The sequence below is a fragment of the Paracoccus versutus genome (assembly GCF_000763885.1).
GTDB classification, from domain to species: Bacteria; Pseudomonadota; Alphaproteobacteria; order Rhodobacterales; family Rhodobacteraceae; genus Paracoccus; species Paracoccus versutus.
The window spans coordinates 1-12,731 of sequence record NZ_JRKO01000097.1; the positions used below are offsets into that span (position 1 = coordinate 1).

General features: G+C 68.4%; 10 protein-coding genes, 1 pseudogene and 1 riboswitch. Of the genes and pseudogenes, 8 read left to right on the forward strand and 3 right to left on the reverse strand.

Annotated elements, in window-relative coordinates; genetic code table 11:
* The 5 genes from IT40_RS24975 to IT40_RS24995 all read left to right on the forward strand — a co-directional run.
* Window positions 1–999: acetolactate synthase large subunit (locus tag IT40_RS24975; protein ID WP_036760819.1), on the forward strand; the 999-nt coding region annotated here is incomplete at its 5' end.
* 12 nt (window positions 1,000–1,011) lie between these two features.
* Entirely contained in the window at window positions 1,012–3,327 is a 2,316-nt protein-coding gene (locus IT40_RS24980) for a molybdopterin-dependent oxidoreductase (protein WP_036760822.1), read from the forward strand.
* Window positions 3,324–3,902 (forward strand): peroxidase-related enzyme, encoded by a 579-nt coding sequence (locus IT40_RS24985; RefSeq protein ID WP_036760824.1) that lies wholly within the window; start codon window positions 3,324–3,326, stop codon window positions 3,900–3,902. The genes IT40_RS24980 and IT40_RS24985 overlap by 4 nt, the downstream gene beginning before the upstream one ends.
* A gap of 2 nt (window positions 3,903–3,904) precedes the next feature.
* Window positions 3,905–4,297: a rhodanese-like domain-containing protein gene (locus tag IT40_RS24990; protein ID WP_036760825.1), complete on the forward strand. Its 393-nt coding sequence runs from the start codon at window positions 3,905–3,907 to the stop codon at window positions 4,295–4,297.
* A 35-nt stretch (window positions 4,298–4,332) separates the two neighbouring features.
* Complete coding sequence (locus IT40_RS24995) at window positions 4,333–5,988, forward strand: acyl-CoA synthetase (RefSeq protein WP_036760826.1); 1,656 nt, start codon at window positions 4,333–4,335, stop codon at window positions 5,986–5,988.
* Window positions 5,989–6,032: 44 nt separating this feature from the next.
* Here the strand turns inward: IT40_RS24995 and IT40_RS25000 are convergent, their stop codons facing one another.
* Both IT40_RS25000 and IT40_RS25005 read right to left on the reverse strand, forming a co-directional pair.
* Window positions 6,033–7,028 carry an MDR family oxidoreductase gene (locus IT40_RS25000; protein WP_036760828.1) on the reverse strand — a complete coding sequence of 332 codons (996 nt, stop codon included), beginning with the start codon at window positions 7,026–7,028 and terminating at the stop codon, window positions 6,033–6,035.
* Entirely contained in the window at window positions 7,025–7,780 is a 756-nt protein-coding gene (locus IT40_RS25005; protein WP_036760830.1) for a FadR/GntR family transcriptional regulator, read from the reverse strand. Before IT40_RS25005 ends, IT40_RS25000 begins: the two co-directional genes overlap by 4 nt.
* A gap of 105 nt (window positions 7,781–7,885) precedes the next feature.
* Here IT40_RS25005 and IT40_RS25010 point away from each other — a divergent pair, with 105 nt between their 5' ends.
* Window positions 7,886–9,283, forward strand: coding sequence for an FAD-binding oxidoreductase (locus IT40_RS25010; protein WP_036760832.1), 1,398 nt, complete (start codon window positions 7,886–7,888; stop codon window positions 9,281–9,283).
* Window positions 9,284–9,820: 537 nt separating this feature from the next.
* Here IT40_RS25010 and thiC read toward each other — a convergent pair.
* Complete coding sequence (gene thiC / locus IT40_RS25020; protein WP_036760838.1) at window positions 9,821–11,626, reverse strand: phosphomethylpyrimidine synthase ThiC; 1,806 nt, start codon at window positions 11,624–11,626, stop codon at window positions 9,821–9,823.
* Between the two features lie 80 nt (window positions 11,627–11,706).
* Window positions 11,707–11,826: riboswitch (TPP riboswitch) on the reverse strand.
* A 145-nt stretch (window positions 11,827–11,971) separates the two neighbouring features.
* Here thiC and IT40_RS29020 point away from each other — a divergent pair.
* Together IT40_RS29020 and IT40_RS29025 are read left to right on the forward strand one after the other, a co-directional pair.
* Window positions 11,972–12,067: pseudogene (locus IT40_RS29020) on the forward strand (integrase core domain-containing protein); the annotation flags it as partial.
* 95 nt (window positions 12,068–12,162) lie between these two features.
* Window positions 12,163–12,480, forward strand: a complete 318-nt coding sequence (locus IT40_RS29025) for a hypothetical protein (protein WP_147307335.1) — start codon at window positions 12,163–12,165, stop codon at window positions 12,478–12,480.
* The last annotated feature ends 251 nt before the right edge of the window (window positions 12,481–12,731 follow it).

Consider the following 12,731-nt stretch of genomic DNA (forward strand, 5'->3'; position numbering starts at 1 on the left):
GCGGGGACCACCGCCACCGGCACCGGGGCCGAGGCGCTGCGGAACGGCAAGCGCACCACCATCCTTGTCACCGGCCGCGCCCTGCGCGCCCCGCAGGCCGAGATGCTGGACCGCATCGCGCAAAAGACCGGCGCGCGCCTCATGGCGCAGCAGGCCAATGCCCGGATGCAGCGCGGCGCGGGCCGGGTGGCGCTGGACCGCGTTCCCTATGTCATCGACCAGGCGCTGGCGACTTTCGCCGAAACCGAGCAGCTGGTGCTGATCGGCGCCAATGCCCCGGTCGGCTTCTTTGCCTATCCCGGCAAGCCCGGCTCGATGCTGCCCGAAGGCTGCCGGGTGATCGCCATGGCGGGCGCGGACGACGACCTGCCCGCCGCCATCGCCGCTCTGGCCGGGGAAACCGGCATGGCGTCCGCCCCGCGACTGGCGGAACGCGGCGCGCCGGACATGCCCGGCGGCGCGCTGACCCCGGACGCCATCGCCGTCGCGCTGGCGCATCTGATGCCGGAAAACGCCATCGTCTGCGACGAATCCGTGACCTCGGGGCGGGACTTCTTCCGCTCGACCCACGGTGCCGCGCCGCATGACTTCCTGCAACTGACCGGCGGCTCCATCGGCGAGGGCATCCCCATGGCCACCGGCGCCGCGGTGGCCTGCCCCGACCGCAAGGTGATCGGGCTGCAAGCCGACGGCAGCGGCATGTATACCGTGCAGGGCCTGTGGACGCAGGCGCGAGAGCGGCTGGACGTCGTGACCATCGTCTTTGCCAACCGCCTCTACAAGATCCTGCATGGCGAATTGCAGAACGTCGGCGCCGGCACCCCCGGCGAGAACGCCCGGCGGATGCTGGACCTGGACGATCCGGCGCTGGACTGGGTGCGCATCGCCGGCGGCATGGGGGTCGAGGCCGCCAGGGCCGATACCGCCGAAGCCTTCTTCGACCTGCTGCGTTCCGCCATGTCGCGCAAGGGGCCGTTCCTGATCGAAGCCGTGGTCTGAAAGGGGCCAGCCATGATCCGCCGCATCCCGCATTGCAGCCATTGGGGCGCCTACACCATCCTGGTCGAGGACGGCCGGATCGCAGGCGTGGAACCGCTGGCCATGGACCCCGCGCCCTCGGCCATCATCCATTCCGTCGCCGAATGGGCGAAGCCCGACCGCCGCGTGCTGCGCCCCATGGTGCGCGAAGGCTGGCTGGCCAAGCGCGAAGGCAGCGACCGCCATGGCCGGGGCCGCGAGCGTTTCCTGGCCCTCCCCTGGGACGAGGCGCTGGACCTTGTCGCCGGCGAGATCGCGCGCGTGGCCAAGACCCACGGCAATGCCGCGATCTTTGCCGGCAGCTACGGCTGGACCTCTTGCGGGCGGTTCCACCATGCCTCTTCGCTGCTGAAGCGGATGCTGAACCTGGCCGGCGGCTATACCGGCCATGTCGATACCTATTCCATCGCCGCCGGGCCGGTGATCCTGCGCCATGTGCTGGGCGACGACCGCGCCTGCGGCGGGCAGGCCAATACGCTGGACGACATCGCCGAGAATACGGAAACGCTGGTGGTCTTTGGCGCCATGTCGCCCCGCACCGCGCAAAGCGAGGCCGGCGGCATCGGCGCGCATTACCTGGAAGGCTATCTGCGCCGGATCGCGGAACGCGGGGTGGGGGTGATCCATGTCTCGCCGCTGCGCGACGACCTGCCGGATTGGGTGGGCGCGGAATGGTGGCCGATCCGGCCCAATACCGACGCGGCGCTGATGCTGGGCCTGGCGGGCGAAATCGTGGCGGCGGGGCGGCAGGATGCCGGTTTCCTTGCCCGCTGCACCAGCGGCTCGGACGAATTCCTGGCCTATCTGCGCGGCGAACCGGACGGGCAGCGCAAGGACGCCGCCTGGGCCGCGGCCATCACCGGCCTGCCCGCCGACGCGATCCGGGCCCTGGCGCTGCGGTTGGTGGACAGCCGCAGCATGCTGACCGTCAGCTGGGCCCTGCAGCGCGCCCATCATGGCGAGCAGCCCTTCTGGGCCGCGCTGGGGCTTGCGGCCGTGGCGGGCCAGATCGGCCTGCCCGGCGGCGGGGTCGGATACGGCTACGGCTCGCTCGGCGGCGTGGGCGCGCCCTTTTCCGTCGGCAAGTCGCCGGGCATGTCGCAGGGGGTCAAGCCCATCGACAGCTTCATCCCGGTGGCGCGGATCAGCGACATGCTGCTGAACCCCGGCGCGCCCTTTACCTATCAGGGCGAGACGCGGCACTATCCCGACACGCGGCTGGTCTATTGGGCGGGCGGCAATCCCTTCCACCACCACCAGGATCTGAACCGGCTGTCTCAGGCGTGGACCCGGCCAGAGACGATCGTCGTGCAGGATCCGATGTGGACCGCGACCGCGCGGCGGGCGGATATCGTGCTGCCGGCCTCGACCTCGATCGAGCGCAACGACCTGGCCGGCAACAAGCGCTGCGACCTGATCCTGGCCATGCGGCAGGCCATCGCGCCGCTGGGCCAGGCGCGCTCGGATTTCGACATCTTCGACGCATTGGCCCAGCGCCTGGGCGTCGGCCCCGCCTTCAACGAGGGCCGGGACGAGATGGGCTGGATCCGGCATCTCTACGACGAAAGCCGCACCCATGCCCTGCGCGCGCATGGCTTCCCGATGCCGGATTTCGAGACCTTCTGGGAACGCGGCCATGCCCCGGTGCCGGTGCAGCGCGACCATGTCTATCTGGCCGGCTTTCGCCACGACCCCGCGGGCCATGCGCTGGACACGGAAAGCGGGCGGATCGTGCTGGGCAGCAAGACGCTGGCGCGGCTGGGTCATGACGACTGCCCGGCGCATCCGGCCTGGCTGCCGCCCGCCGAATGGCTGGGCAAGGCCAGGGGGGACGAGCTGCACCTGATCTCGCACCAGCCGCAGGGGCGGCTGCACAGCCAGCTGGAAACCGGCGCCGCCAGCATGGCCGGCAAGCGCCACGGGCGCGAGCAATTGCGGCTGAACCCCGCCGATGCGCAGGCGCGCGGCATCAACGACGGGGCGACGGTGCGGCTGTGGAACGCGCGCGGCGCCTGCCTTGCCACGGCTTGCCTGAGCAGCGACACCGCGCCCGGCGTCGCGGTGCTGCCGACCGGGGCCTGGTTCACGCCCGTCGGGGACGGCTCGGAAATCTCGGGCAATCCCAATGTCCTGACGCTCGACATCGGCACCTCGGCCTTTGGGCAGGGCTGTTCCGCCCATACCTGCCTGATCCGCGTCGCCCCCCATGCCGGCGACAACCGCGACCCGATGCGGACCTATCAATCGCAACTGGCAGACATCCTGCCCGACCCGGAGGAGACCCCATGACCGAAACCGCCGACGCCCCCGTCAGCCGCTTTGCCGTTCCCCGCCTTGCCGACATGCCCGAGGACATCCGCACCCGCATCGAGGCGGTGCAGGAGAAATCCGGCTTCATCCCCAACGTGTTCCTGACGCTGGCGCACCGGCCGGACGAATTCCGCGCCTTCTTCGCCTATCACGACGCGCTGATGGACCGCCCCGGCAACCTGACCAAGGCCGAGCGCGAGATGATCGTCGTCGCCACCTCGACCGTGAACCAGTGCCAGTATTGCGTCATCGCCCATGGCGCGATCCTGCGCATCCGCGCCAAGAACCCGCTGGTCGCCGACCAGGTGGCGATCAACTATCGCAAGGCCGACATCACGCCGCGGCAAAAGGCGATGCTGGATTTCGCCATGAAGGTCTCGGCCCGCGCGCAAGAGGTCGGGGACGATGACTTCGCCACCCTGCGCGGCCATGGCTTCGACGAGGACGACATCTGGGACATCGCCGCCATCGCCGCCTTCTTCGGCATGTCGAACCGGCTGGCCAACGTGTCCAGCATGCGGCCCAACGACGAATTCTACGCGATGGGCCGCTGATCATGGCTGTCGGCTACAAGCAGATGCTGGCCGAGGCCGATTCCGTGGTGCAATCGGTCACGGTCGACGAGGCGGCCCGGATGCGGGACGATCCGCAGGTGGTCCTGGTCGATATCCGCGACCCGCGCGAGCTTGAGCGCGAAGGGATGATCCCCGGCGCCTTCCACGCCCCGCGCGGGATGCTGGAGTTCTGGATCGACCCCGAAAGCCCCTATCACAAGCCCCGCTTTGCCGAGGGCGGGACCTATGTGTTCTACTGCGCCTCGGGCTGGCGCTCGCTGCTGGCGGCACGGGTGGCGCAGGAGATGGGGCTGGACACGCGGTCCCTGCGCGGCGGCTTCGGGGAATGGCGCAGGGCCGGCCAGCCGGTGGCCGAACGGCACGCCAAGGGCTAGACCACCGGGCGAGGCAACAAATTGGGGGGAGAAGCATGACCAAATACGACGAGGGGCTGGACCGAACGGCGGCCAACCACCAGCCGATGACGCCCATCTCTTACCTCCGGCGGGCGGCGCAGGCCTTTCCCGATCATCCGGCGGTGATCCACGGCCGCCAGCGCCACGGCTATGGCCGGCTGTGGACCGATTGCTGCCGGCTCGCCTCGGCCCTGGCAAGACGGGGCATCGGGCGCGGGGATACCGTCTCGGTCCTGCTGTCGAACACGCTGCCGATGATCCACGCCCATTTCGGCGTGCCGATGGCCGGGGGCGCGGTGCTGCATTCGATCAACACCCGCTCCGATCCCGCGACCGTCGCCTTCCAGCTGGACCACGCGGAATCGCGCGTGCTCATCGTCGACCGCGAGTTTTCGGCGCTGGCGGCAGAGGCGCTGGCGCGGGCCCAGGTCCGGCCGCTGGTGATCGACTTCGACGACGCCGAATATCCCGAGGATGCCCCCCATCCCAAGGGCGCGCGCATCGGCAGCCTCGACTATGACCAGTTCCTGGCCGATGGAGACCCGGATCACCCCGGCACCCTGCCCGGCGACGAATGGGACGCGATCTCATTGAACTATACCTCGGGAACGACCGGCAATCCCAAGGGCGTCGTCTGTCACCATCGCGGGGCGGCGCTGATGGCGTTGAACAACGTCATCCATGCCGGGATGGGCCGGCATCCGGTCTATTTGTGGACCCTGCCGATGTTTCACTGCAATGGCTGGTGCTTTCCCTGGACGGTGCCGGTGCAGGCGGGCACGCAGGTCTGCCTGCGCTGGGTGCGGGCGGGCGCGATATTCGATGCCATCGCCGATCACGGCGTCACGCATCTGTGCGGGGCGCCCATCGTCATGTCCACCCTGCTGAACGCTCCGGCCGACCAGAAGCGCAGCTTTCCGCAGCAGGTGATGTTCAACACCGCCGCCGCACCGCCGCCCGAGACGGTGCTGCAAGCCATGGCGAAGGCCGGATTCGGCGTTACCCATCTTTACGGCCTGACCGAGACCTATGGCCCGGCCGTGGTGAACGAATGGAATCCCGGCTGGGACGGGCTGCCGGCTTCGGAGCAGGCGGCGCGCAAGGCCCGGCAGGGCGTGCGCTATCTGTCGCTGGACGAGCTGGCGGTGATGGACCCGGACACCATGCGGCCCGTGCCGGCCGACGGCCGGACGCTGGGCGAGGTGATGTTTCGCGGCAATGTGGTGATGAAGGGCTATCTGAAGAACCCGGATGCGACCGCGGCGGCCTTTGCCGGCGGCTGGTTCCATTCCGGCGACCTGGCCGTGATGCATCCCGACGGCTATGTCCAGCTCAAGGACCGCTCGAAGGACATCATCATCTCGGGCGGCGAGAACATCTCCTCGATCGAGATCGAGGAACAGCTTTATCGCCATCCCGCCGTCGCGCTTTGCGCCGTGGTCGCCATGCCCAGCAAGAAATGGGGCGAAACCCCCTGCGCCTTCGTCGAGTTGCGCGACGGCAGCACGGAAACCGAGGCCACGATGATCGCCCATTGCCGGGCGGGGCTTGCGGGCTACAAATGCCCGTCGCGGGTGGTGTTCGAACCCCTGCCCAAGACCTCGACCGGAAAGATCCAGAAATTCGCCCTGCGTGCGCGCGCGGCCGAACTGGCGCAGGCCATGGCCTGACGGGCGGGGAGCGGGCTCTGCCGCCCCCCGGCCCCGCGCCGGCCCTAGCCGGCCACGTCGATGACCACGCGGCCCCGGATGCGGCCGGCGACGATGTCGGCGGCCAGTTCGGGCAGCTTCGACATGGGTTCGACCCGCGCGATGCTGGCCAGATGCGCCTTGTCCAGATGCGCCGCCAGCGTCGCCCAGGCCCGGTCGCGTTTCGCCTGCGGCGCCATCACGCTGTCGATGCCCAAGAGCGCGACCGCGCGCAGGATATGCGGCATGACCGTCGCCGGCAGGTCGAAGCCGCCTGCCAGCCCGCAGGCCGCGACCGCGCCGCCGTAATTGGTCTGCGCCAGCACATTGGCCAGCGTGGTGGACCCCACGCTGTCCACCGCCCCCGCCCAGCGTTCCTTTTGCAGCGGGCCGCCCTTTTCGGCCAAGGTGGCGCGATCCACGAAGCCCGTGGCGCCCAGCCCGGCCAGATAGTCATGCGTCTCGGGACGGCCGGTGGCGGCGGTGACGGCATAGCCCTTGGCCGACAGCAGGCTGATCGCGGTCGAGCCGACCCCGCCGGCAGCGCCCGTCACCAGCACCTCGGCGCCGCCGGGCCGGATCGCGCCCCAATCCTCCAGCGCATCGACGCAAAGCGCGGCGGTATAGCCGGCGGTGCCGATGGCCATGGCATCCTGCAGCGAAAACCCTTCGGGCAGGCGGGTCAGCCATTCGGGCTTGAGGCGCTGGAACCGGCTGTAGCCGCCCCATTCGGTTTCCGACAGGCCCCAGCCGTTCACGATCACCTTGTCGCCTGGCTGCCAGCGGTCCGAGCGGCTTTCGACCACCGTGCCGGCAATGTCGATCCCCGCCACCATCGGCAGGCGGCGGGCGATGCGGCCCTTGCCGGTGATCGCCAACCCGTCCTTGTAGTTCAGGGTCGAATAGGCGACCTCGACCAGCACCTCGTGGTCGGGCAACGCGTCGCGGGTCAGGTCGCGGAAGCCCGCCACGGGCTTGCCGTCCCGATCCTCGATCAGCAGGGCGCGGAATGTTTCGGTCATGGGGTTCCTCCTCGGGGCTTGTCGGCATTGCGGCGGGCCAGCGCCTGGTCCAGCACGGCGCGCATCCCCTCGACATGGCCCCGCATCAGTTGCGCGGCCGTCTCGGCATCGCGGGCGGCAATGGCCATGTGGATGCGCTCATGCGCGGCGACGGTGCGGCGACGCTCGTGATCGCGATAGATCAGCATGTTGGTGATCGGGATGAAGCTTTCGATCATCGCGTGCATCATCAGCTGCAAGGGGCCGTTGCCCGTGGCCTGCACCACGGCGCGATGAAAGCGGACGTCCGAGGCGCAGAAATCCTCGTCCGGCAATGCCTCGTCCTGCTGCAAGGCGATTTCGGCGGCCATTGCCGCAAGGTCGTCGTCGCCGCGGTTCTGCGCGGCCAGGCGGCAGCACAGGGCCTCGGTCTGCATCCGCGCCGTCACGATCTCGTCGATGTCGAAACGGCCCATGCCGACCAGCAGCGTCGCGGTGTCGGTGATGCTGCGTGCCGCCGCATCGTCGTCGGGCGCGTTGACGAAGGTGCCCCCCGTCGGCCCGCGACGCGAGCGGATCAGGTTCTGCGCCGCCAGAACCTTCAGCGCCTCGCGCACCGTCGGACGCGAGATGCCAAAGCGGCGCGCCAGCTCCTCTTCGGTCGGCAGGCGCTCATCCGTCGCCAGCCGCCCCTGCATGATCGCATCGCGGATCAGATCAGCCACTTGCCGGGCCAGCCCTCCCCGCACGATCTCGTCATATTGCAGCGCCATCCGATTCTCCGCCGTTTGGGGCAGGCTAGCAGGGCCACATAAAACATAAAAGGTTTGACAAATATAAAAATGCCGGCACCCTTCCCGGCAACAAGGGAGGATCGCATGGCAAAGCCGCAAGACCCGGACGTTTTGGCGTTGCTCGACCGGCTCGGCCGGGTTCTGCCGCCGGCGGCGCTGCTGACCGGCGATGCCGTCGCCCCGCGTTACCAGGAGGATCGGCGCGACCGCTTCTCTGCCCCGCCGCGTTTCGTGATGCGCCCTGGCAGCACCGCCGAGGTCGCGGCGGCGCTTGCGGCCTGCAATGCCTTCGGCCAACCGCTGGTCGTGCAGGGCGGGCGCACCGGCCTGTCGGGCGCCCATCGCGTGCGGCCGGGCGAGGCGGTGCTGTCCACGGAACGGCTGACCGAACTGGCCGCGCCCGATCCTGACAGTCGGACCATCCTGGCCGACGCCGGCGTGCCGCTCCAGCGTGTGCAGGAGGCCGCGGACCAGGCCGGGCTGATCTTCGGCGTCGATATCGGCGCGCGCGGCACCGCGACCATCGGCGGCAATATCGCCACCAATGCCGGCGGCATCCGCGTGCTGCGCTATGGCATGTTCCGTGCGCAGGTGGCGGGGTTGGAGGCGGTGCTGGCCGATGGCTCCGTCCTCGCCTGCATGCGCGGGCTGGACAAGGACAACAGCGGCTACGACCTGAACCAGCTTTTCATCGGCAGCGAGGGCACGCTCGCCGTGGTGACGCGCGCCTTGCTGCGGCTCCATCCCCGCCCGGCGGTCGAGACGAACGCCCTGCTGGCCCTTCCCTCGGTCGAGGCGGCGCTGGACCTGCTGTGGCGCCTGCGCAAAAGCGTGGGCGGCATGCTCTCGGCCTACGAGATCATGCTGGATACGATCTATCGCGGCGTCGCCGGCCACCTGGGCATGGCCCCGCCGCTGGCGACCCCCGCCCCGATCTATGTGCTGGCCGAGATCCAGTCCGAAACCGCGGGCGAGGCCGCCCCGGCTGCCTTCATGGATTGCCTGGCCGCGGCGCTTGAGGATGGGGTCGCGCTGGACGCCGTCATCGCCCAGTCGCAGCGCGAATTCCTGACCCTGTGGGAATTGCGCGACGCCTGCGCGGATTACCTGCGCGGACAGGACAATATCGCGAACGGCGATATCAGCGTGCCGGTGCCGCGCATTGCCGAATTCCTGAATGAAAGCCGGCGCGTGCTGGCGCAGATCGACCCCGCGGCGCGGTTCCTGATCTTCGGCCATCTTGCGGACGGCAATCTGCATTACGTCTTTCAGACCGGATGCAAGGACCGGGCGGTGGATTGCCTGATGCGCCTGGTCGCTGCATATGGCGGGTCGATTTCCGCCGAACATGGCATCGGCATCGACAAGAAGCCCTGGCTGCCGCTTGCGCGCAGCCCGGCCGAGATCGCGGCCATGCAGGCGCTGAAAGGCGCACTGGACCCCCGCGGCATCCTGAACCGGGGCCGGATATTTGCGGATTGATGCCTCCTCCGGCCAGAAGACGCCCCGGCAATTACCGCGGGATTTCGATTCCAAGGTTCCCCGCACCGCAGTTTCGGGGCGACCGTGGTCCTGCGGGCTTGGAAACCGCCGCCGGGCTTCACCTTTCGGCCGGTGCTGGAATTCTGCAGGAAAACCCCCGGCTTCGTCGCGATGCGGCTGGATGAGCCATGCCGGCCGCCGCAGCAGCGGCCCGGCTCAAGGCTCAAGGCTCAAGGCGCTGGGATATGCACCGCGCATCACCGCCAAGAACATCGGCCCTTGCGGCACCGAGCAGGGTGGCGAGGGAATGGAACAGCTCCAGCCAGCCGGCGCATTCGAGCGGCTGCGCCCGTCCGGCATCCGGTTCACCCTGGACCCGCGGGATGCGGGCAGGGTTCGCCTGGCCGTCTGGGATGACAGCTGCGGCCGCCTGATCCAGCTTCGGCAGATGCAGGACGGCCAGAGATCGCAGCACTCCCCCGCGAGATGGCGGAGGAGCGATGCGATCTCGTGCAGGCGCGAAACCGCCCCTACCGCTTACGTCGCCTCGCGCACAGGCATGTAAAGATCGCCGCCCTCGCGGTATTTCTGCGCCATGGCGGCCAGGCCCTCTTTCTGCGCCTCAGCGCGGATGTCGTGGGAAATCCGCATCGAGCAGAACTTCGGCCCGCACATCGAGCAGAAATGCGCGACCTTGTGGGCCTCCTTGGGCAGGGTCTCGTCATGGAAGGCCCGCGCCGTTTCCGGGTCCAGCGACAGGTTGAACTGATCTTCCCAGCGGAACTCGAACCGGGCGCGGGACAGGGCGTCGTCGCGGATCTTCGCCGCCGGATGCCCCTTGGCCAGGTCGGCGGCATGGGCGGCGATCTTGTAGGTGATGACGCCGGTCTTCACGTCGTCGCGGTCGGGCAGGCCCAGATGTTCCTTGGGCGTGACATAGCACAGCATCGCCGTGCCGAACCAGCCGATCATCGCCGCGCCGATGCCGCTGGTGATATGGTCGTAGCCCGGCGCGATGTCGGTCGTCAGCGGGCCGAGGGTATAGAACGGCGCCTCGCCGCAGACGGCCAGCTGCTTGTCCATGTTCTGCTTGATCTTGTGCATCGGCACGTGGCCGGGGCCTTCGATGATCACCTGGCAATCTCTGGCCCAGGCGATCTGCGTCAGCTCGCCCAGCGTCTCCAGCTCGGCGAATTGCGCCGCGTCGTTGGCATCGGCGATGGAGCCAGGGCGCAGCCCGTCGCCCAGGCTGAAGCTGACGTCATAGGCGCGCATGATGTCGCAGATCTCCTCGAAACGCTCGTAGAGGAAGCTTTCGCGGTGGTGATGCAGGCACCATTTCGCCATGATCGAGCCGCCGCGCGACACGATGCCGGTGACGCGGTCCACCGTCAGCGGGATCATGTGCAGCCGCACCCCGGCATGGATGGTGAAATAGTCCACGCCCTGCTCGGCCTGTTCGATCAGCGTGTCGCGGAAGACTTCCCATGTCAGGTCTTCGGCAATGCCGCCGACCTTTTCCAGCGCCTGATACAGCGGCACGGTGCCGATTGGCACGGGCGCGTTGCGGATGATCCATTCGCGGATGTTGTGGATGTTGCGGCCCGTGGACAGGTCCATCACCGTATCCGCGCCCCAGCGGGTCGCCCAGACCATCTTCTCGACCTCCTCGGCCATCGAGGAAGTCACCGCCGAGTTGCCGATATTGGCATTGATCTTGACCAGGAAATTGCGGCCGATGATCATCGGCTCGGCCTCGGGGTGGTTGATGTTGGCCGGGATGACCGCCCGCCCGCGCGCCACCTCGTCGCGCACGAATTCGGGCGTCACGAAATCGGGGATCGCCGCGCCGAAATCCTGCCCGTCGCGGGCCAACACCTCTTTTGCGGCCTTGCGGCCAAGGTTCTCGCGGATGGCGATGAACTCCATCTCGGGCGTGACGATGCCCGCGCGGGCATAGGCAAGCTGGGTGACGGCTTTGCCGTTCCGCGCCCGCAAGGGCCGGTGGCGGATGGGAAACTCGGGCGTCAGCCGGTCGCCCGAGACGAAACCGTTGTCCTCGGGCTTCACATGCCGCCCCTCATGGGATTCCACGTCGCCGCGCGCCATGATCCAGCCCTCGCGCAGGCGCGGCAGGCCGCGTTCGATGGCGATCTCGGCACCGGGATCGGTATAGGGCCCCGAGGAATCATAGACCGTCACCGGCGGCTCGCCCGCGCTTGGATGCAAGGCGATCTCGCGCATCGGCACGCGGATGTCGGGATGCAGCAGGCCGGGCCTGAACACCTTGGTCGAGGCGGGCAGCGGTCCGGTGGTGACCGTCGGGGTTTCTTTGGATGTCATGTCGAGGCTCCTCGCGTCGCAGCATTGGAGACCCAGCACTGACGGGAAGGAAAAGAATGCCCCCTTGGCCGCACGCGACCGGCAAGGCATCCGCACCGTCCCTACGCCAGCATGAACTGGATCAGGTTCATAGGGTCACTGCGCTGCCTTATGGCTCAGCAGTATCTCAGCCCCTTGTCGGGACACCCCTGGTGGAGTGGCCAGCATGCGAATGTGGGACGGGGATGTCAACGGTCAGGCGTGGTCGTCGCCGGCGATGCCAGGCCCTTCCGATCCCATCGGCATGTAACCACGGTGCGGGACCGACTTCGAATGCCATTCAGCGGTGCTGCCTCGGGCAGCGAGGAATGGCATTCTCTCGCAACGAGCAAGCCGATGCGGAACGGTTTCGTGGAAGGCTTCAACGGGCGGATGCGCGACGAGCTGCTCATCAAGACCATGCCCCCCGGCGCTCGCCTGCGGTGATCCACCCGGCATCGCCCCGATCTGCGCGCAGGACGTGGCCGCGCTGATCGCGACGATACGCGGCTGATGCGGTGACCATCCTGCGCGGACTGATCGAGAAGACGGTGATCCAGCCGGAAACGAAGATCCAGAGGATCGATCCTTACAGCGAACGGGGCGCAATCCTGTCGCTTTACGGGAAGCAGGTGATGCCCCGCGGGTGGCACGGGCTTGAGGCAAATCACGCTGGTCGCGAGGGGCGTGCTTTCAGAAATGCTTGCCTGTGGCTGGCAGGCCTCGGGATACTGGGCCGCGCAGCCTTGTCCCGAAATACTTCCGGTCCCAAGATCGCACCTGAAACGTCAGGACTCCCCGATCCGGCGAGCGATCGGCAATTCATTATCCCCTGAATGGCCTTCGCCTGATCCAGCCGGCTCCGCCGTAGGCGGCAACATGGACCCTGCGCCCGCGCCGAGGCTGAATACCACCGCACCCTTGCAGCCCGCCGGAATGGCGCGGTTTCCAGACACGAGTTGCCAGCCTAGCGGGGCTTGGCGCGGAAGTCTCGCCCCATGGTGGGGGTCGGTGGCATAATCCGCCGGGCACCTGCAGCGCGGGGTTTCCGCGCCGCGCCGGCTTCCAGCGGGCCGCCGGGCCGCCG